This is a genomic window from Paraburkholderia sp. Ac-20340 (assembly GCF_017104965.1).
Classification (GTDB): Bacteria; Pseudomonadota; Gammaproteobacteria; order Burkholderiales; family Burkholderiaceae; genus Paraburkholderia.
Genome location: NZ_JAAGPR010000021.1, coordinates 115190 through 136089 on the forward strand (window position 1 = coordinate 115190; position 20900 = coordinate 136089).

General features: G+C 64.0%; 18 protein-coding genes. 5 read left to right on the plus strand and 13 right to left on the minus strand.

Annotated elements, in window-relative coordinates; genetic code table 11:
- Positions 1 to 14: 14 nt before the first annotated feature.
- The 5 genes from G3N59_RS23960 to G3N59_RS23980 all read right to left on the minus strand — a co-directional run bounded on the left by G3N59_RS23960 (position 15) and on the right by G3N59_RS23980 (position 7767).
- A complete protein-coding gene (locus G3N59_RS23960; RefSeq protein WP_205985278.1) occupies positions 15 to 1691 on the minus strand; it encodes a fatty acid--CoA ligase in 1677 nt (558 codons plus the stop codon).
- A gap of 38 nt (positions 1692 to 1729) precedes the next feature.
- A complete protein-coding gene (bktB, locus tag G3N59_RS23965) occupies positions 1730 to 2917 on the minus strand; it encodes a beta-ketothiolase BktB (protein WP_205985279.1) in 1188 nt (395 codons plus the stop codon).
- A 45-nt stretch (positions 2918 to 2962) separates the two neighbouring features.
- Positions 2963 to 4645, minus strand: a complete 1683-nt coding sequence (locus G3N59_RS23970; RefSeq protein WP_205985280.1) for an electron transfer flavoprotein-ubiquinone oxidoreductase — start codon at positions 4643 to 4645, stop codon at positions 2963 to 2965.
- 64 nt (positions 4646 to 4709) lie between these two features.
- Positions 4710 to 6500, minus strand: coding sequence for an acyl-CoA dehydrogenase (locus G3N59_RS23975; protein ID WP_205985281.1), 1791 nt, complete (start codon positions 6498 to 6500; stop codon positions 4710 to 4712).
- Between the two features lie 262 nt (positions 6501 to 6762).
- Positions 6763 to 7767 carry an AraC family transcriptional regulator gene (locus G3N59_RS23980; protein ID WP_205985282.1) on the minus strand — a complete coding sequence of 335 codons (1005 nt, stop codon included), beginning with the start codon at positions 7765 to 7767 and terminating at the stop codon, positions 6763 to 6765.
- Between the two features lie 254 nt (positions 7768 to 8021).
- On the opposite strand from G3N59_RS23980, the gene G3N59_RS23985 reads away from it, so the two are divergent.
- Positions 8022 to 8615, plus strand: a complete 594-nt coding sequence (locus tag G3N59_RS23985; protein ID WP_205985283.1) for a hypothetical protein — start codon at positions 8022 to 8024, stop codon at positions 8613 to 8615.
- Between the two features lie 27 nt (positions 8616 to 8642).
- Here the strand turns inward: G3N59_RS23985 and G3N59_RS23990 are convergent, their stop codons facing one another.
- The 3 genes from G3N59_RS23990 to otnI form a co-directional block, all read right to left on the minus strand.
- Positions 8643 to 9548: an SMP-30/gluconolactonase/LRE family protein gene (locus G3N59_RS23990; RefSeq protein WP_205985284.1), complete on the minus strand. Its 906-nt coding sequence runs from the start codon at positions 9546 to 9548 to the stop codon at positions 8643 to 8645.
- Positions 9545 to 10555, minus strand: coding sequence for a D-erythronate dehydrogenase (gene denD, locus G3N59_RS23995; protein ID WP_205985285.1), 1011 nt, complete (start codon positions 10553 to 10555; stop codon positions 9545 to 9547). The genes G3N59_RS23990 and denD overlap by 4 nt, the downstream gene beginning before the upstream one ends.
- 78 nt (positions 10556 to 10633) lie before the next feature.
- Complete coding sequence (gene otnI, locus G3N59_RS24000; RefSeq protein WP_205985286.1) at positions 10634 to 11422, minus strand: 2-oxo-tetronate isomerase; 789 nt, start codon at positions 11420 to 11422, stop codon at positions 10634 to 10636.
- 252 nt (positions 11423 to 11674) lie between these two features.
- Here otnI and G3N59_RS24005 point away from each other — a divergent pair, with 252 nt between their 5' ends.
- On the plus strand, positions 11675 to 12814 hold the full coding sequence (locus G3N59_RS24005) for a serine hydrolase (protein WP_346777924.1): 1140 nt from the start codon (positions 11675 to 11677) through the stop codon (positions 12812 to 12814).
- A gap of 38 nt (positions 12815 to 12852) precedes the next feature.
- Here G3N59_RS24005 and G3N59_RS24010 read toward each other — a convergent pair whose 3' ends face one another.
- Positions 12853 to 13353 (minus strand): Lrp/AsnC ligand binding domain-containing protein, encoded by a 501-nt coding sequence (locus G3N59_RS24010; RefSeq protein WP_205985287.1) that lies wholly within the window; start codon positions 13351 to 13353, stop codon positions 12853 to 12855.
- Positions 13354 to 13516: 163 nt separating this feature from the next.
- Here G3N59_RS24010 and G3N59_RS24015 point away from each other — a divergent pair, with 163 nt between their 5' ends.
- Positions 13517 to 14533, plus strand: coding sequence for a 1-aminocyclopropane-1-carboxylate deaminase (locus G3N59_RS24015; protein ID WP_205985288.1), 1017 nt, complete (start codon positions 13517 to 13519; stop codon positions 14531 to 14533).
- Positions 14534 to 14538: 5 nt separating this feature from the next.
- Positions 14539 to 14994, plus strand: a complete 456-nt coding sequence (locus tag G3N59_RS24020; RefSeq protein WP_205985289.1) for a hypothetical protein — start codon at positions 14539 to 14541, stop codon at positions 14992 to 14994.
- Positions 14995 to 15016: 22 nt separating this feature from the next.
- Here G3N59_RS24020 and G3N59_RS24025 read toward each other — a convergent pair whose 3' ends face one another.
- Complete coding sequence (locus tag G3N59_RS24025) at positions 15017 to 16099, minus strand: beta-propeller fold lactonase family protein (RefSeq protein ID WP_241023943.1); 1083 nt, start codon at positions 16097 to 16099, stop codon at positions 15017 to 15019.
- Positions 16100 to 16402: 303 nt separating this feature from the next.
- Here G3N59_RS24025 and G3N59_RS24030 point away from each other — a divergent pair, with 303 nt between their 5' ends.
- Positions 16403 to 17755, plus strand: coding sequence for an MFS transporter (locus G3N59_RS24030; RefSeq protein ID WP_205985291.1), 1353 nt, complete (start codon positions 16403 to 16405; stop codon positions 17753 to 17755).
- 59 nt (positions 17756 to 17814) lie between these two features.
- Here the strand turns inward: G3N59_RS24030 and G3N59_RS24035 are convergent, their stop codons facing one another.
- The 3 genes from G3N59_RS24035 to G3N59_RS24045 all read right to left on the minus strand — a co-directional run.
- Positions 17815 to 19206, minus strand: a complete 1392-nt coding sequence (locus tag G3N59_RS24035; RefSeq protein ID WP_205985292.1) for an MFS transporter — start codon at positions 19204 to 19206, stop codon at positions 17815 to 17817.
- Between the two features lie 62 nt (positions 19207 to 19268).
- Entirely contained in the window at positions 19269 to 20192 is a 924-nt protein-coding gene (locus G3N59_RS24040) for a 2-dehydropantoate 2-reductase (protein ID WP_346777925.1), read from the minus strand.
- Positions 20193 to 20303: 111 nt separating this feature from the next.
- Positions 20304 to 20900, minus strand: a 597-nt coding sequence (locus tag G3N59_RS24045; protein WP_241023890.1) for a thiamine pyrophosphate-dependent enzyme, incomplete at its 5' end; no start/stop codon positions are given.

Here is a 20900-nt window from a genome sequence, read left to right on the forward strand (position 1 = left end):
ATTCTGCCGCTACATCAATTGAAATTCTCACGCAGCCATTTCTTGTTCAGCTTGCCCACGCTGGTTTTCTCCAGTGCGTCGACGAACTTCACCACTTCCGGCACCGCATACTTCGAGATCTTGCCGGTCTCGACGAATTGCATCACGTGCGTGCGAATATCCTCGGCGCTGACCGGTGCGTCGCGCTCCTCGCGCAACACGATCACAGCAGCGGGACGCTCGCCCCATTTCTCGCTCTTGATGCCGATTACCGCCACTTCGGCCACGGCCGGATGCTGCGAAATCAGGCTTTCGATATCGAGCGACGACACCCATTCGCCGCCGGTCTTGATCACGTCCTTGATCCGATCCGTGATCTGCAGATAGCCGTCCGTGCCAATGCGCGCCACGTCCTGCGTGTGCAGATAACCGCCTTCCCACAGCACCTTCGATGCTTCCGGATTGTGCAGATAACCTTGCGTGAGCCACGGCGCGCGCACCACCACTTCGCCGCTCGCCACGCCGTCATGCGGCACGTCGCGCATTTCGGCATCGACGATACGCAGATCGACAAGCGGAATCGGCAAGCCCGTACGGCAACGCAGACTCACTTCTTCGTCCAGGCTGCGCGGTTCGCGCGACGGCATCAACTGCGCGAGCGTCAGCACCGGGCACGTTTCGGACATGCCATAGCCCGTGAAAATGTCGATGCCGCGTTCGAGCGCCGCGCGCGCCAGACCATGCGGCAGCGCGCCGCCGCCGATCACCACCTTCCACTTGCTGAAATCAGCCGTTTTGGCCTGCGGGCAACTCAGCAGCATATGCAGGATCGTGCCGACGCAATGCGAGTAAGTCACGCCTTCGTCGCGCAGCAACTCCACGATACGATCCGGCACATAACGGCCCGGATACACCTGCTTCACGCCCATCAACGTGGCGATATACGGCATGCCCCACGCGTGCACGTGGAACATCGGCGTAAGCGGCATATAGACGTCGCCGCGATGCACGCGCTGGCCGCTCTCGGGACTCGTGAGCGCCGCCATCACCGTGATGGTGTGCAAAACCAGTTGCCGATGCGAGAAATACACGCCCTTCGGCAGACCGGTCGTGCCGGTCGTGTAGAAAGTGGTGGCGCGCGTGTTTTCGTCGAAGTCGGGAAAATCGAAATGCGTGCCGCTGGATGCGAGCAAACGCTCGTATTCGTCGGCGAATTCGATACCCGGCTGCGGCGTCACATTGCCTTCATCGTCGATCAGAATGAAGGTGTGAACACGCGGCAGCTTTTCGCGGATCGCTTCCAGCACCGGCAGGAAATCTGCATGCACCAGCACGACTTCCGCGCGTGCATGATCGATCGTATAGGCAATCTCGGCCTGCGAAAGACGGATGTTGACGGTCTGCAGCACCGCGCCCATCATCGGCACTGCGAAGTAACACTCCAGGTAACGGTGGCTGTCCCAATCCATCACCGCCACCGTCGTGCCCTTCTTCACGCCCAGCCCTTGCAGGCCGTTCGCGAGGCGCGCGATACGCTCGAACATCTGCGCATAAGTGATGCGCACCTTGCCGCGATAGACGATCTCCTGGTCGCGCGCATGCGACAGCGGCGTCTGCAGGAGGCGCTTGATCAGCAGCGGATAGGCATAGGCCGACGACGCGTCCTCGTTCACATCATCCGCGTCGTTCGCTTGAATCGCCTCGTGTTGCATGTGTGTCTCCAGTCTCGTGCCGTACAACGCTAACCGCTTTAGCGCAGATTCTCGAAAATCGCTGCAATACCCTGACCGCCGCCAATACACATCGTCACCAGCGCATAGCGGCCGTTCACGCGTTGCAGTTCATGCAGCGCCTTCACCGTGATGAGCGTGCCCGTCGCGCCGATCGGATGGCCCAGCGAAATGCCCGAACCGTTCGGATTCACTTTGGCCGGATCGAGGCCGAGTTCCTGCGTCACGGCGCAGGCTTGCGCTGCGAACGCTTCGTTCGATTCGATCACGTCGAGGTCTTCGATACGCAGACCCGCGCGCTCCAGCGCAAGACGCGTGGCCGGCACCGGGCCGATGCCCATATGCAACGGATCGACGCCCGCATGCGCGTAGGCCACGAGGCGCGCCATCGGCGCAATGCCGCGCTGTTCGGCGGCTTCGCGCGACATCAGCAGCACAGCGGCGGCCGCGTCGTTGATACCCGACGCATTGCCCGCCGTGACCGTGCCGTTTTCCTTCGCGAACACCGGCTTGAGCTTCGAAAAATCTTCAATCGTTGCGTCGGTACGCAGATGCTCGTCGGTATCGAAGACGACTTCGCGGCCTTTCACCGTGCGCTTGACCGGCACGATCTGGCCAGCAAAACGGCCTTCGGCAATCGCCTGCGCCGCGCGGCGATGCGATTCGAGCGCCAGCGCATCCTGACGCTCGCGCGAGATATCGAACTTGCGCGCAACGTTTTCGGCGGTCACGCCCATCGGCACCGTATGGAACGGATCATTGAGCGCGCCGAGCATCATGTCGACCAGACGCACATCGCCCATGCGTGCGCCAAAACGCGCATCGGGCGTGATATAGGGCGCGCGGCTCATGTTCTCGGCACCCGCGCCGATCGCGACATCGGCGTCGCCCAGCATGATGGTCTGCGCGGCCGATACGATCGCCTGCAGGCCCGAACCGCACAGACGGTTCACGTTGAAAGCGGGCGTCGATTCCGGAATGCCCGCGTTGATGGCCGCCACGCGCGAGAGATACAGATCCTTCGGCTCCGTCGCGATCACATTGCCGAACACCACATGGCCCACGTCTTCGGGCTTCACTGCGCTGCGTGCGAGCAGTTCGCGCAGCACCAGCGCGCCCAGTTCGGTCGGCGCCACGTCCTTCAGGCTGCCGCCGAACTTACCGATGGCGGTTCGTACACCGCCGACGACTACGACTTCCTTGCTCATATGCACTCCTCGTTCGATGGTCCCCGCGCCTGAGCGCGGCGGGCATTACATGTTCGGATAGTTGGGACCGCCGCCGCCTTCGGGCGTGACCCAGACAATGTTCTGCGTCGGATCTTTGATATCGCAGGTCTTGCAGTGCACGCAGTTCTGCGCGTTGATCTGCAAACGGTCTGCATCCGCATCGTCCTTCACGAATTCATAAACGCCTGCCGGGCAGAAACGCGCTTCCGGTCCGGCGTAAGTCGTGAGATTGATGCCGACCGGCACATTCGCGTCTTTGAGCGTCAAATGCGCGGGCTGATTCTCTTCGTGATTCGTGTTCGAAATAAACACCGAAGAAAGCCGGTCGAATGTGAGCTTGCCGTCAGGTTTAGGATAGACGATCGGTTTGCATTGCGACGCGGGCTTGAGCGTCTCGTGGTCGCGATGCTGGTGATGCAGCGTCCAGGGCACCTTGCCGCCCAGCACCTTCTGTTCGAGACCGACCATCAGCGTGCCCAGGTACAAGCCCTTGCTCAGCCACTGCTTGAAATTGCGGGCTTTATGCAGTTCTTCATGCAGCCACGACTGCTTGAACGCTTGCGGGTAAGCCGTCAGCTCATCGCCTTGACGGCCCGCCTGCACGGCTTCGAATGCCGCTTCGGCCGCCAGCATGCCAGACTTGATTGCCGCGTGGCTGCCCTTGATACGCGAGACATTCAGGAAGCCCGCATCGTCGCCCACCAGCGCGCCGCCGGGGAAAACCAGCTTCGGCAGCGACATCAGACCGCCCGCCGTAATCGCGCGCGCGCCATACGAAACACGCTTGCCGCCTTCCAGATATTTGCGGATCGCCGGATGCGTCTTGTAACGCTGGAATTCCTCGAACGGCGACAAATACGGATTCGTATACGCCAGCCCGACGATAAAACCCACCATCACCTGGTTGTTTTCCGTGTGATAGAGATACGAGCCGCCATAGGTATCGTTTTCGAGCGGCCAACCAGCGGTATGCACGACAAGCCCCGGCTGATGCTTCGCGGGATCGATCTCCCAAAGCTCCTTGATGCCGATGCCATACACCTGCGGATCGGCGTCCTTGCCGAGCTTGAACGTCTCATTCAGTTGACGGCCCAGATGCCCGCGCGCGCCTTCGCAGAACAGCGTGTATTTCGCGTGCAATTCCATGCCGAGCTGGAAATTCTCGGTCGGCTCGCCATCTTTGCCGATGCCCATATTGCCGGTGGCCACGCCCTTCACCGAGCCATCGTCGTGATAGAGAATTTCCGCGGCCGGAAAGCCCGGAAAAATCTCGACGCCCAGCGCTTCGGCCTGCTGCCCCAGCCAGCGCGTCACATTCGCGAGACTGATGACGTAATTGCCGTGATTCTTGAAGTTATCGGGCAGCGCCCAGTTCGGCACCGATTTCGCGCCGGTCTCCGAAAGGAACAAAAACTTGTCCTCGGCAACCGGCACATTCAGCGGCGCGCCCTGCTCTTTCCAGTCGGGAAAGAGTTCGGTGATCGCGCGCGGGTCCATAACAGCGCCCGACAAAATATGCGCGCCAATCTCCGAGCCTTTTTCCAGCACGCATACGCCGATTTCGGCACCTTTTTCCGCGGCCAGTTGCTTCAGTCGAATCGCCGCCGACAAACCCGCAGGCCCGCCGCCGACGATCACCACGTCATATTCCATCGATTCGCGCGGACCGTACTGCGCAATCAGATCGTTTGCGTTGTTCGCATTCATACTGCGTCTCCCCCATCTTCCGGCGCGCGGCGTCTGTGGCCGCCGCGCCGGGCAAATCAGAACATCAGAACTGGTCTTCGGCGAGCGCGAGGATGCCTTGATCGCCGCGCGCGGTCAGCACCGCCGTCGCGAGACCGCCCGCCTGCGCGAGCACGTGTTCGCCGTAGAACTGCGCCATGGCGATCTTCGCGCCGTAGAACGCGGGATCGTCGGCGAGATTGCGCTGCGCCGCCAGCAAGGCGCGCGCCATCTGCCAGCCGCACAGCACGATGCCCGCGAGCTTCAGATACGGCACGCTGCCGCCGAACACCGCGTTCGGGTCGCGCTTGACGTTTTCCAGCACGAAGTCGATCACGCGCGACAGCGCCTGCACGCCCAATTCCAGTTGCGCGCGCAACGATGCCGCGGCGGCACCTTCAGCCTGACCGAGCGCTTCGATGGTTTGCGCCACCTCGTCGAGCAGCGCCTTTGCCACCGCACCGCCGTCACGCGCCGTCTTGCGGCCGATCAGATCGTTCGCCTGGATCGCCGTGGTGCCTTCGTAGATCGCGAGAATGCGCGCGTCGCGATAGTGTTGCGCCGCGCCGGTTTCCTCGATGAAACCCATGCCGCCATGCACCTGCACGCCCAGACTCGTGACGTCGTTGGCCATCTCCGTGCTCCAGCCCTTGACGATCGGCACGAGGAATTCGTAGATCGCCTGATGACGCGCACGCACGGCTTCATCGGCGTGACGGTGGGCGATATCGGCGTGACCGGCCGCCACGTAGGCGAGCGCGCGGGCGCCTTCGGTCATCGAGCGCATGGTCGCAAGCATGCGGCGCACGTCGGGGTGATGCACGATCGTCACCGACTGCTTTGCCGAACCATCGACCGGGCGGCTCTGCACGCGCTCCTTCGCATAACCCACAGCCTGCTGATACGCGCGCTCGGCGATCGCCACGCCTTGCGTGCCCACGCCGAAGCGCGCCGCGTTCATCATGATGAACATGTATTCGAGGCCGCGATTTTCTTCGCCGATCAGATAGCCGATTGCGCCGCCGTTATCGCCGTACTGGAGCACCGCGGTCGGGCTCGCCTTGATGCCGAGCTTGTGTTCGATCGACACGCAATGCACGTCGTTGCGCGCGCCCAGCGTGCCGTCTTCGTTGATCAGGAACTTCGGCACGATAAAGAGCGAGATGCCCTTCACGCCTTCGGGCGCATTCGGCACGCGCGCCAGCACGAGATGGACGATGTTATCGGCCATGTCGTGTTCGCCCCAGGTGATGAAGATCTTGGTGCCGAACACCTTGTACGAACCGTCGGCCTGCGGCTCGGCGCGCGAGCGCACCAGCGCGAGATCGGAGCCGGCTTGCGGCTCGGTCAGATTCATCGTGCCGGTCCATTCGCCCGAAATCAGCTTCGGCACATAGCGCTGCTTCTGTTCTTCCGTGCCGGCCGTGAGCAGCGCTTCGATCGCGCCGTCAGTCAGCAGCGGGCACAGCGCAAACGAGAGGTTCGCCGCGTTGGTCATTTCGTTGCAAGGCGTGCCGATCAGCTTGGGCAGACCCTGACCGCCGTATTCGACCGGATGTTGCAAACCTTGCCAACCGCCCTCGGCAAATTGCTCGAACGCGGCCTTGAAGCCCGGCGTGGCCGTGACTTCGCCGTCGCGCCAGCTGCTGGGCGCGCGGTCGCCTTCCACGTTCAGCGGCGCGATGACTTCGCCACAGAGCTTCGCCGCTTCCTCGAGCACCGCCTGGGCGGTTTCGAAGCCGGCATCGTCGTAGCCGGGCAACGCAGCGACAGCGTCGATGCCAGCCAGCTCTTTCAATACGAACAGCATGTCCTTGACGGGGGCAGTAAAGCTCATGGCGAACCTTTCAATCACGCGGTAGATCGGGGAAGCCCTGCCAGCAGCCGGTTATCCGGTTGCAGCTACGCGGCATATGCGCAGCGACAGGGGCAATGTCCGACCCATCGTAGCGGCAAAGGCGCGCCGATGGACTGTCCAAACCGGCCCATCTAGTGACAAATCTGGCCACGCTCTGCCTGAAGAACGCGTGTTTAAAAGGGTGACCAGGGTTCATCCTGGTGTGTTTGCCGCCCGTCCCACCCAGACGAGGGGGTGCGCGTCAATCGCGGCCGCGATAGGTGCCGGGCGTGCTGCCGGTCCAGTGACGAAACGCGCGATGAAAAGCGCTGGGGTCGTCGAAGCCGATATCGGCGCCAATGGCCGCGATGGTGTCCTGCGTATCGGTCAGGCGCTGGATCGCCACGTCGCGGCGCAGTTCGTCCTTGAGCGCCTGGAACGAGGTGTCTTCGGCGGCCAGCCTGCGGCAAAGCGTGCGTACCGAGCAATGCAGATGATCGGAAGCGGCTTCGATGGTCGGCATCTCCGGCAGCGTGCTGGCCAGATATTGACGCACCTGATGGCTGACCAGTTGCTCGCTGAACGATTCGAAAATCCAGTCGCCGGGCGAGCGCGCGAGAAACTGGCGCAGATTGCGCTTGCTCTGCCGGATCGGCATGTCCAGATAGGCGGCGCTGAAGCGGAACAACGCCGTTTCACAACCGAAGCGCACCGGCCCGGAAAAGAAGTAGCGATGATCGTGCGCGTGCGCCGGCCGCTCGCAGGCCAGATCGACTTGCAGAAACGGGATCTTCTGGCCGATCAGCCAGGACGACACACCATGCGCGAGCTTGAGCATCAGTTCCTGACCGAGCGGGCTGAGCGCGCCAAAGGCCGGATGCGGGCGCAGTTCCACCTGGGCCAGCAATTCGCTGCGGCGCGATTCGAGCCGGAAATCGTCGAGAACGATGTGGAAAAACTGGCCAAAGCGATGCAGCGCCGTTTCCAGATTGCGCGCATCGAGCAGGCTCAAACAGAGAAACTTCAGCGTGCCGCTGCGAAACGGACGACTGAAAACGCCCGGCATTTCATCGTCGATCTCGATCGCCAGCATGCGGTAGAGCGTGGAGAACTGCTCCTCGGTCACGCGCGCGCCGGGTTCGTCCAGCAGCTCGCCGGGAATGCCCGCCTCCTCCAGATAGCGCTCGACGACTTCGGGCTGCGCGCGCGCAGCCGCGAGAAAACCTGCAACGAGCGAGATCGGAACGGTGGAGCCGGGAAGTTGCATGCCTGAGAAAGCCCGGCGGATGCCGTGGCGAAAGCGTTCGGTTGGGCGCGTAGGCGCGACATCGAATCATACGCCGGAGTGGGGCCGGAACCGAATGCGGGTGAGGCACGGCCTCAACCTTACTCGCGCACAACTTCTGGTAAACACCCGTAACAAATGAGCGCTCAAGGCCTGCTCTTACACGGCCGTAATCCGGATCAGGGGTATTTATCGCGTTCGCCAGCGGCGCCGCACCATTTCAAGGACCGGAATCCATGCAGATCCAGCCAACCAGCGCGGCCACTTACGCCACCGCGACGACCAGCACCAGTACGGCCGGGGCCAATAGCAACGCCAGCACCACGGGCAACACGAGCGCATCGAATTCGACCGCGAACACCAGCAGCACGAACAGCACGGACACGAGCAGCACGTCCAGCAGCAGTTCGACTTCGTCGGGCACGTCCACGACCTCGACGTCGAGCGCGAAAAAATCGGGCGGCGGTGGAGGCGGAGGTGGCGGCGGTTCGTCATCGTCGACGAGCGATGCGACCACGACCGCCATCGACAAACTCAAGGCGCTGATCAAGTCACTCGAAGCGCAACTGGCGCAGGTGCAGAATTCGGGCGGATCGTCGTCGGCGGCAGCGTCGGCGGCTTCGCAAGCGGGCACGTCAGGTTCGTCGGACGGCAGCCAGACCGGCAACGCAGCCGCGACCACGGCGAAATCGGACGCCTCGGCGCAGCAGAACGCGAAGCTCTCGCAGGCCAGCCAGATCGAATCGTCGCTGCAGACCGCGCAGGCCGAACTCGTGCAATTGATGCTGGCCAGCGGTCAAACCACTGGCCTGATCTCGACCACCGCGTAAGGCAAAGGAAAAGGCAGCGGGCGCCGCTCAGCGCCCCGCACCGCGCACGCCAACGTAGACCGAATAAACCGACGACGTCGCCGTAATAAACAGCCGGTTGCGGTTCAGCCCGCCGAACGTGAGGTTCGACACCACTTCCGGCAGCAGGATCTTGCCCAGCAGTTCGCCCTGCGGCGAATAGCAGTGCACGCCGTCTTCGGCGCTGGTCCAGACGTTGCCGTGCTCGTCCACGCGAAAACCGTCCGGCACGCCGTTCGTCATCTCGATGAACACGCGGCCATTGCGCAGCGCGCCGCGCTCGACGTCGAACACGCGGATATGGCGCGGGCCGCCTTCCACGTGCGACGCCCCCGAATCGGCGATATACAGCCGCGATTCGTCCGGCGAAAACGCCAGCCCATTCGGCTTCACGAAATCGTCGGCGACACGGCGCGCTTCGCGTTCTCCGCGCGCGAGCGCATAGACGTGACAGCCGCCAATTTCCCCTTCCGCGCGAAACCCTTCGTAGTCGCTCATGATCCCGTAGTCGGGGTCCGAGAACCAGATCGTGCCCTGCGTATCGACGATCAGATCGTTCGGCGAATTAAAGCGCTTGCCCTCGTAGTGCGACACCAGCACGACCACGCTGCCGTCATGCTCGGTGCGCGAAATGCAGCGCCGTCCATGCTCGCAACTCACGAGCCGGCCTTCGTTATCGCGCGTATTGCCGTTGCTGAAATTCGCGTTGACGCGAAACACGCCCGCGCCCAGACCGGGCGCCCAGCGCATCAGGCGATTGTTCGGAATGTCGCTCCAGACGAGTATGTCCGCCGCCGGAAAATACGCCGGGCCCTCGGTCCAGAGGCAATCGCCGGCGATCTTTTCCAGCGGCGCGTTCGCCTGAATCAGCGAGCGAAAGCGCGCATCGTGCACTTCGTAGTCGTTTCGATTCATGCGCGCTTCTTTTCCGCCCAGGGGAGTTCGTCTTCCACATAGACCTTGATGATGGCATGAAACGACGCGTCGCCCGAAAAGCCCAGTTTCTTCGCGCGCGTGACGTTCCAGCTCGACGGCCAGCTACTGACGATGCGCTCGATCACGTCGTCCGGCACCCACTCCACGCGGCCGACCGCCTTCGAACCGCCGAACTTGCTCAGCTCCTCGATCATTTCGTCGACGGTCGTCGAAACGCCCGGCAGGTTGACGATGCGTCGCGTACCCAGCACCTCGCCTTCCATTTCGCTGGCCGTCACGAGGCATTGCACCGCCTTGCGCGGCGACAGCAGCCAGATGCTGGTCGATCCGCTCACGGGGCACACGGCGGTTTCGCCGTTGAGCGCCTCGCGCACGATGCCGCTCGCAAACGACGACGCCGCGCCGCTCGGACGCCCCGGCCGCACCGCGACAGTCGGCAGACGCAGCACGCGCCCATCGACAAAACCGCGCCGCGAATAATCGCCGATCAGCAGTTCGGCCATCGCCTTCTGCACGCCGTACGAAGATTGCGGATCGAGCGCCGTATCGTCCTGCACTTCTTCGGGCAGATTGCCGCCGTACACGGCCACCGAACTCGTGAACACCAGACGCGGACGATGCCCGCGCGCGCGGCACACTTCGAGCAGCGCGCGCGTGCCGTCGATATTGATGCGCATGCCCAGATCGAATTCGGCTTCCGCTTCGGCGCTGAGAATGGCGGCCAGATGGAAGATCACGGCGGTATCCGTGTCGATCAGGCGCTCCAGCACCGCGCGATCCGCCACATCGCCGGTTTCGACGCGCACGCGCGCATCGTCAGGGACCGGCGAGGCCGCCGGCGTGGTGTCGAGCAGCACCAGCTCGGTAATCGGCTCGGGCGTGCCGCCACTGCCCTGCAATGTCTTGCGCAACGCGCCGCGCGCGAGCAGATCGCGCGCAAGACGTTGACCCAGAAACCCCGCACCACCGGTAATCAGCACTTTCATGTTCGATTGCTCCGTTCATGCCTGTGGGAAAGCGACAACTGATTATGGCCCTGCGCGACGACGCCCGGCGACGGGCATTCAGCCACGCGCGGGCAGATAAGGCCGGACCCAGCCGAGTCCCGCCGACGCCGTCGTGCGCGGACGATACTCGCAGCCGATCCAGCCGTTATAGCCAAGCGCGTCGATGCGCTCGAACAACCAGGGATAGTTGAGCTCGCCACGATCGGGCTCGTGACGTTCGGGCACGCCCGCGATCTGGATATGGCCGATGTTCGCCATATCGCGTTCGAGCTTCACGCTGAGATCGCCTTCGACGATCTGGCAGTGATAGCAGTCGAACTGCACCTGAAGGTTGGGCGCGCCGATGGCCTGGCAGATGGCCTGCGCGTCGTCCTGAAGGTTGAGCAGATAGCCGGGCATGTCGCGCGGGTTGATCGGCTCGATCAGGATCGTGACGTCTTCGGCCTGCGCGGCCTGCGCCGCGAACGCAAGATTCTTCAGATACGTTTCGCGCTGCGCGGCGCGAGCGTCCGGCGATGCGACGATGCCCGCCATCACATGCACCTTGCGATTGCCGAGCACGCGCGCGTAGCCCAGCGCGGTGTCGATGCCGCGGCGGAATTCGTCCTCGCGGCCCGGCAGCGACGCGATCCCGCGCTCGCCGCCCGCCCAGTCTCCCGGCGGCGCGTTGAAGAGCACCTGCGCGAGACCCGCATCGTCGAGCCGCGCCTTCAGTTCTGCGGGCGTGTGCTCGTAGGGAAACAGATATTCGACGGCCTCGAACCCGTCACGCGCCGCCGCCTCGAAGCGGTCCAGAAAAGCGTGCTCGGTGTACATCATCGAAAGATTGGCGGCAAAGCGAGGCATCGAACACTCCAGGAACAAGCGTAATTACGCAGTATCGGTAGAAAAACATTCTAAAAGCGCCTCCTGACACAAGCATCCGCGATAACCCTGAGACCGGTAACACGCATGCGCCTGCGCCGTGCTTCAACACTTTCTCCCCCGTTCATCCTACAAGAATCTGCTCCGCGCCTTACATGACATGTAATATGGAGGTCCGCCCGCGCGTGCGCCGCGTATTCAGTCCATTCGTACCTGCTTCAACTGCCTCTGCCGGTGATTTCCCTTTCCCGAATTTCGATCGCCCTTTCCGCCCTGTTCTTCGCCAGCGTCACGGCGACCACCAGTTTCGCCGCCACGTCGCACGCGCATCACGCTACTGCGCGCGCGCATACGCACGTCACGGCGAAGAAAAAGAAGCTCACGCGCAAGCCGCGTTCGGTGCATCGCGCCACGCCCGCCGTCGCCGCCAGCAAACTGCCCGAGGCCAAACGGCGCGCGAAACAGGCCCGACGCACGAAATCGAAACACACGCCGCTTGGCGCGTCGCCTTCGCGGGCATCGGCTCATGCATCGGTGCGCGCGCCCGTTCGCGCCACGGCGACGGCAACGCCCACCGCCGCGAACAAGCCGCACCTGCTCGCGCGCTGCGGCTTCACGATGGCTTCGCGCACGCGGCTCTTTTCGCGCAACGTCTATATCGTCGACGAACAGACGCATACGCAGCTCTATGCCCGTAACGCCGATCACGTCGCGCCTATCGCCTCGGTTTCCAAGCTGATGATGGCCGTGGTCTGGCTCGACCAGCACCACTCCGCTTACGCGCAACGCATCGGCGTAACCAGCGCCGATCTCGACACGCTCAAGTTCACCAGTTCGCGCCTCACGGTCGGTTCGCGCCTCACGCGCGCCGACATGCTGCATATCGCGCTGATGTCGTCGGAGAATCGCGCGGCGGCGGCGCTCTCGCGCGACTATCCGGGCGGCCGCCCCGCATTCGTGGCGGCGATGAACGCCAAGGCGCGGCAGCTCGGCATGACGAGCACGCACTTCGTCAACGCCACCGGGCTTTCGCCGCACAACGTCTCGACGGCGCGCGAACTGGCGTCGCTGGTGCGCGCGGCCAACGGTTATCCGCTGATCCGCCGTTACTCGACCGACAACGAGCAACTCGTCCCGACCGGCCACGGCGAGCTCCAATATGTGAGCAGCAACCGCCTCGTGCGTTACGGCCGCGTGCAGGCGAGCGTGCAGAAAACCGGCTTTATCAACGAGTCGGGGCACAACATGGTGATGCGCGTGATGGTTCACGGCCGCCGTCCCGTGATCGTCACGATGCTCGATAGCGCGAGCGCCGAAGGTTCGCGTCTCGATGGCGAGCGCATTTCGCACTGGCTCAACTGCTCGCTGCGCTGACGCCTCCACGACGCATGCGCTGCCGCTTTATAGCCGCCTCATATCGGCAGCGCATGCGTCGACAGAATCTCCTTGAGCACCATGAACGAGCGCACCTGCCGCACGCCCGGCAGATAGAGCAACTGCTCGGCGTGAAGCCGGTTGAAGCTCTCGCTGTCGCGCGTGCGCACGAGCATGAAGTAATCGAATTCGCCCGTGACCACGTGGCACTCCATACAGCCTGACACCTTGCGCGCGGCTTTCTCGAATTCCGCGAAAGCCTCCGGCGTCGAGCGATCCAGCACGAAGCCGATCACCACCACCATCCCCGCGCCCAGCGCCTTCGGGTCGAGCAGCGCCACCACGCTGCGGATCAGCCCCATCTCCTTGAGCCGTTCCACGCGCCGCAAACAGGCGGGCGCGCTCAGCTTCACCTTCGCCGCGAGGCTCACATTCGAGATCGACGCATCGGTCTGCATCTGACGCAGGATGGCCCGATCGATGCGATCCAGCGCAGGCGCGGCAGGCACGCCGGTGTCGGTCTTTCGGCTTAATTTCATTGCGTGTTGCTCCAGCTAGACGAACAAAAAGTGTTTCCGCAGAACATCTCACGCAGTCAAAGTAAGTAATCGATATTTATTTCGCAAGCTCATTTTTTGCGCGCGTTTTTATCATTCTTTTATCGCGACAGGACGAACCCTCATCGACATCAAGGAGCGCTGCATGAATCTCGATCGATTTCCCCGCCATCCGCTGACTTTCGGCCCGAGCCCGATCCAGCCGCTACCCCGGCTTTCCGCGCACCTGGGCGGCAAGGTCGAGCTTTATGCGAAACGCGAGGACTGCAACAGCGGCCTGGCGTTCGGCGGCAACAAGACGCGCAAGCTCGAATACCTGATTCCCGAAGCGCTCGCCCAGGGTTGCGACACGCTGGTGTCGATCGGCGGAATTCAGTCGAACCAGACGCGCCAGGTAGCGGCCGTCGCCGCGCATCTCGGTCTCAAGTGCGTGCTCGTGCAGGAGAACTGGGTGAACTATCACGACGCGGTGTATGACCGCGTCGGCAATATCGAAATGTCGCGCATCCTGGGCGCCGATGTGCGACTGGTGCCGGACGGTTTCGATATCGGCATTCGTCCGAGTTGGGAAAACGCGCTCGAAAGCGTGCGCCAGGCGGGCGGCAAGCCGTTCCCGATTCCGGCCGGTTGTTCGGAACATCCGCTCGGCGGTCTGGGTTTCGTGCGCTTTGCCGAGGAAGTGCGCGAGCAGGAAAAGGCACTGGGTTTCAAGTTCGACTACATCGTCGTGTGTTCGGTGACGGGCAGCACGCAGGCGGGCATGGTGGTGGGTTTCGCGCACGACGGCCGCGCCGACCGCGTGATCGGCATCGATGCCTCGGCCAAGCCGGCGCAGACGCGCGACCAGATCGCCCGCATCGCGCGCCATACGGCGGAGATCGTCGATTTAGGCAAGCCGATTCGCGATACGGACATCGTGCTCGATACGCGTTACGGTGGCCCGGAATACGGTCTGCCGAACGACGGCACGCTGGAGGCGATTCGTCTGTGCGCGCGCCTGGAAGGCATGCTGACCGATCCGGTCTACGAGGGGAAATCCATGCACGGCATGATCGACAAGGTGCGGCTGGGCGAGTTTCCGGCAGGCTCGAAGGTCCTGTACGCGCATCTGGGCGGCGTGCCCGCGCTCAATGCGTACAGCTTCCTGTTCCGCGACGGCTGATCGCCATGCGCGCCGCCATCGAGGTCGATTCGTCGCGCTGGGCGTGGCTGCGCGCGCCCTGTTCGCTGACGCAGGTTTGCGCGGTCATCGACGGCACCACGCCGCCGGCGATCGCCCGCGCGTTGTGCGAGCGCTTTGGCACCGCGCCGCAGTGTTGCGTGCTCGAATTGCACGATGTCGCGCAGTTGCATGCCGACTGGCTGGCGTCGTTCAGCAAGCCGGGCGCGGATTTCAAACGCGCGCCCGCCGATGTCGATCGCCTGCTCGCGCCGCTGCCGCCGGGTTGTCTGCTCGCGCTGTGCAGCGCGCACGTGGAGCAACTCGACTGGCTCGGTTCGGTCACGGGCCATCCGTGCCGGCTCGTGGCGCTGGACGCGGGAACGTCCGTTGAAACCGCGCTCGAAGCCGTCGGCGCGGTGTGGATGGAAGTGCTCGCCACCCAGTTGAGCGGCGAGCGCTAGCCCCAGGCGGGATCGCCCGGACTTACTCGTTCGATCCCGCGTAGTTCACCACCTCGACCCAGTTCGCGCCCTTGCCCACCGGAGCCTGCCCGGTCTCGTGCAGCGCGCCCGTCTTCGCGTCGATGCGATAAACGCTCATCGTCGGCGACAACTGGCCGACTGCGAACAGATAGCGCCCCGAAGGATCGATATTGAAGCCGCGCGGCTGCTTCTGCGTGGCATACGTGCCGATGCGTTCGAGCTTGCCCGTGACCGCATCCACGCGATACGCCGCCAGCGTGCTCGAGGTGCGCTCCGACGCATACAGGAAGCGCCCATCGGGCGTCAGATGCAGATCCGCGCCCCACGGTTTGTCGCCGTGGAAATCGGCCGGCAGGATCGAAATCGTCTGGATCGGCTTGACCGTATCGTGCGTGCGGTCGAAGGCGAGCACGTGCAGTTTGCCGTCGAGTTCGTCGATCAGATAAACGAAGCGCCCATCCGCCGCGAACACGAAATGGCGCGGGCCGGATTTTTCCGGCAGCGCGTAAGCGGGCGCGGCGTCTTCCGTCAGTTGACCCGTCGTGGCGTCGAAGCGCAGACGCAGCCACGCATCCGAACCCAGCACCGAAGCAAACGCGTAACGGTTATCCGCCGACACGCGAATCGCATGCGCCATCGGCCCGGTCTTGATGGTCTGCTGTACCGCGCCCGCCACGCCATCCGCGCCGATGCGGTTCACCGCAAGCTGGTTGCCGCCATAGGACGCGGACAGCAGATAGCGCCCCGTCGCATCCGTCGAGAGATACGCCATGCTTTCCGCCAGCGGCGCGCGGCCGAGTTCGTCGAGGCGGCCGTCGAGCGGATTGATCGCGAAACTCACCACGCGATACGGCTGCGAGCGCAGCCCCGCATAAAGCCGCCGATGATCGGGCGACAGCGCCATCGGCATCACCGTGCCGCCGACGGGCACGGTTTCCACCGCGGCCAGCGCGCCATTGCCCTCGTCCATGCGGAACACCGAAATATCCTGGCTATCCGCGTTCGACACATAGACGTAAGTCGCCGCCTGCGCCGCCTGGGTTGTCAACGCCGCGCCTGCGAGTCCGATCATCGCGCCCACCATCCCCTGCACCACCTTTCTGTTCATGTTTTGCCTTCTTCTCCGTGTCGCGCCATGTGCAGTTGCGTCTGTCGCATCGGCCATGGCGCCCATGTTGTCGAACAACTTTCGGGACGATCCCACACGCGCGCGGGCCGCACAAATCCACGTTTACCCTGAATATCAACGAAATAGCGTGCAACTCGATTGATCCTGCGCTGACAGGCGCGGTACGATTGCCCCTGACAAGTTGCAAAGACGTATGACAACAAGTGCAGTATTGAGACAGGGAAGCCCAGCTTCCCGCACATCGAAGGGTTCATCACCATGCCGTTGAGCCGTACCGCCAATCCGGCCGCTGCCGATGCCGCGACGCGCACGAAAGTCCGCTACGTCATCCTCGCGCTGATCTTCATCATCACCACGCTCAATTACGCGGATCGCGCCACGCTGTCGGTGACCGGTTCCGCCATGCGCGCCGAATTCGGTTTCGACGCCATCCGCATGGGCTATATCTTTTCCGCGTTCAGTTGGGCCTATGTGCTCTCGCAACTGCCGGCGGGCTGGATTCTCGACCGCTTCGGCGCGCGGCGCGTCTACGCGGCCAGCATCTTCCTCTGGTCGCTGTTCACGCTGCTGCAAAGCGCGATTGGCGTGCTCGGCAGCGCCGCGGCCGCCGTGGCCGCGCTGTTCGCACTGCGCTTCGTGATGGGCGCGGCCGAAGCGCCGGCCTTCCCGGCCAACGCCAAGGTGGTCGCAAGCTGGTTCCCCACCAAAGAGCGCGGCACGGCATCGGCGATCTTCAATTCGGCGCAATACTTCGCCGCCGTCGTGTTCACGCCGCTGATGGCGTGGGTCACGCACGCCTACGGCTGGCATCACGTCTATCTGATGATGGGCGTGGGCGGTCTGGTGCTTGCCGTCGTCTGGCTCAAGGTCATGAAGAATCCGGCCAGCCATCCGCATGTGAACCGCCAGGAACTCGACTACATCGAGCAAGGCGGCGGCCTCGTGAACGGCCATCAGCGCCGCACGCAGGAAGAACGCAAGGCGAATGGCGGCTGGCAACTGATGCGCCAGTTGTTGACCAACCGCATGCTGCTGGGCGTCTATCTCGCGCAGTACTGCATCAACGTCATCACCTACTTCTTCCTCACGTGGTTCCCGATCTACCTCGTGCAGGCGCGCGGCATGACGATCCTGCAGGCGGGACTCGTGGCGTCGCTACCGGCGGTGTGCGGTTTCCTCGGCGGTGTGCTGGGCGGCGTGCTGTCCGATTCGCTGATTCGCGGCGGCGCTTCGCTCACGCTCGCACGCAAGGCGCCGATTGTCGGCGGCATGGCGCTGTCGGCGTGTATCGTCGGCTGCAACTATGTGCATAGCGACTGGCTGGTGGTTGCGCTGATGTCGCTGGCGTTCTTCGGCAAGGGTCTGGGCGCGCTCGGCTGGGCCGTGGTGGCGGATACGGCGCCGAAGGAAGCGATCGGCCTGTCCGGCTCGATCTTCAATATGTTCGGCAATGTGGCCGGCATCGTCACGCCGATCGTGATCGGCTACCTCGTGGCGAAGACCGGCTCGTTCGACAGCGCGCTCGCCTTCGTAGGCGTGAACGCGGCGATCACCGTGTTCAGCTATCTCGTGATCGTGAAGGAGATCAAGCGCGTGGAACTGGCGACGTAGGCGCCACGCTGCAAAGCGCCGCGCGCCCGTCTCGCCAGAGCACGGGCGCGCGGCCGCTTTCAGCGCGCCTGATCGGCAGGAATATGCCGACGCACGATGGCAAGCGCAATCAGCACCGCCGCCATCGCCGCGCCGAGCATCAGCAGATAGGCGAACGCGCCGCCCGCCGTGATCACGGCCGCACCGGCAAACGCGCTAAGAATCGCGCCGATACGCCCAAACGCCAGCGCCGAAGCCGTGCCGGTCGCGCGCACGCCGGTCGGATAGACGTAGGCGCAGAGCGCATAAAGCGTCGATTGCACCGCGTTCACGAACAGGCCGTGCAGGCCGAGCCCGGCGATCAGCCAGCCCGTATGCTGCGTCGCGCCCACGCCGAGTATCATCCACGCGCTCAGCGCGCCGCCCGCGCAGCACAGCAACATCGGCCAGCGCGAGCCCCAGCGCGAAATCGCCAGCGCGCACCCCAAAGCGCCGATCACCCCACCCAGGTTGTACGCGCTCAGCCCGTAACCCGCGAGCGAGACGGACAGGCCCTCGGCCGTGAGCATCGACGGCAACCAGCTAAACGCGCTATACACCGCCAGCAGGCACATGAAGAACGCGCCCCAGATGGCGGCGCTGTCGCGCGCGCGGCCATCGCGAAAGAGCGCGGTGAAGCCGCTGTGCTTTTCGGCGCGTTGCTCGCGCAGGTCGGTGAACGTGGCGTTGGGTGCCACATCGCGCGACATGCGGCCGAGCAGCCGCGCGAGTTCCGGCCAGCGTTGCGTGCGGCGCGCGAGAAAACGCGGCGATTCCGGCAGACAGGCCAGCAGCGCAACCGCCAGCATGAGCGGCAACACGCCGCCCGCGAAGAACAGACCGCGCCATCCATACACCGGCAGCACCTGTGCTGCGAATAGCCCGGCGAGCATGCCGCCCAGCGGCACGCAGACGATCGTCGCCGTGACCGCGAAAGTGCGCATGCGTGCGGGCGTGTATTCGGCGGTCAGCGTCGTCGAACTCGGCAGTGCGCCGCCAATGCCCAGCCCCGCCACGAAGCGCAGCCCCGCAATAACAGCGATATTCGGCGCGAGCCCGATTGCGCAGGTTGCCGTGCCGAACACCAGCACGCTGCCGATCACCGCCCAGCGCCGCCCGAAGCGATCCGCGAACAAGCCCGCACACGCGCTGCCGATTCCCATGCCGATCAGCCCCGCAGCCACGACCGGCGCGAACGCATTGCGCGTGATGCCCCACTCCTTGATGAGCATCGGAATGGCGAAGCCGATGAGCTGGCTATCGAATCCATCGACGACGATCGACAGCGCCGCGAGCACCACGACGCATTTTTGCAGCAGCGTAAAGGGGCCATCGTCGAGCACCTGGCCGATATCGACCGTCGTGCCGCCGCGGGCGATGCCGGCGACGGATGCATCTCTAAGCTCTGCCGAAGCCGCTGGGGAAGTGTTCATCGCGTGTCTCCATCTATTGTTGTGTGCTGCCGATACTGCTTTTTTCGAGCGCAACGGGCTCACTAACGCGTCGCGCTGGCGTCCACGAGGCGCACGAGTTGCAGCAGCGTTTGCGTGCACGGCACCGCCATGGGCACGGCGCGCGCGGCCTCCACCACCGCGCCGTTGATCGCCTCGATTTCGGTTTTGCGGCCTGCCAGCACGTCCTGCAACATGGAAGGCCGATGCGAACGATGATTCGCCAGCGCGTGCCGCACGTTATCGACGATATGCGCCTCGTCCACCGCCACGCCGCTTGTGCGCGCGAGCGCTGCAACCTCGGCGACTATCTTCAGCGCGAGTTCGGGGCCATCGGGCACGTTGGACAATTCGCCCACCGTGCACTGCGTCACCGCGCACAGACTGTTGAGCGCCGCGTTGAACGCCACCTTTTCCCAGATCGTGATCCAGACGTCGGTGTCGGCGCTGCAGGCGAGGCCTGCCGAATTGAGCGCCGCGACCGTGCGCAACACGCTTTCGCGTTTCTCGCCATCGGCGCTCATCAGGCGGATCATGCCGCTGCCGTGCGAATTCACGCGTCCGGCGGCGGGTTTGTCGGCCGGCCATGTCGTTACGCCCACCAGAATGCGCTCGCGCGGCACGCTGCGCGCGAGACGCTCGACATTGCCCAGGCCGTTTTGCAGCGAAAGCACCGTGGTATGCGGGCCGATCAGCGCACTTGCCGCTGCCAGCGCGGCCTCCGTATGCATCGTCTTGGTGAAGACGATCAGCAGTTCGGGCGCGCGCTGCGCCGCTTCGGGACGGCACACATGCAGCTTCGTGACGACGCGCTCGCCGGCGTCGGTGGCCATGCGCAGACCATCGCGGCGGATGGCCTCCAGATGCGCGTCGTCGATATCGACAAGCGTGACGTCGTGCCCCGCTTCGGCCAGCAGCCCGCCGAACAGCGAACCCATTGCACCCGCGCCCAGAATCGCCACGTCCAATGCCTCTTGCATTACGGTCTCCTCTTAGAGTTTTTTCACGCTGAGTCGGAAAGGATAGTGCTGTGGCTGCGTCCGCAATGTGACGCAGCGCAAATCGGCGAGACAGCCGGATCAGGCCACGACAATTTCTATCAGCGCCGGGCCGTTCGCCGTCAATGCTTCGCGTAGCGCTCCGGCAAGCGGCGCGGCTTCGCTGATGCGCTGACCGGAGCAGCCCATGCCTGCCGCGAGCATCACGAAATCGAGGCCAGGCAGATCGGTGCCCTGCACCGGGTCTTCCTTCGCGAAGCCGAAAACCGGCGCGAAATCCTGCAGCGCCGCATAGCGCGTGTTATTCAGGATGACGAAGATTATCGGTAAATGCATCTGTACCGCGCTCCAGATTGCCTGGATCGAGTACATGCTGGAACCGTCGCCGATCAACGCGATCACACGCTCGCCAGGACGCGCGAGCGCAGCGCCTACGGCCGCAGGCATGCCGAAACCCAGCCCGCCGCTATCCATCGTCAGGAAGCGGCCGGGCTTCGGCATCGGCAAATACTGCTGCATGACGGGGCGTGCGCTGGGCGCCTCTTCCACCACGAGCGCATGCGCATCGCGCACCTCGGCGAGCGTCTGCAACGCGAACGCCACCGACATGCGCTCGCCCGCCTGCGGCGGCAACGCGCGCGGCGCCTGCGCACGCGGCGCGGGCAGCGCGCGTTCCGG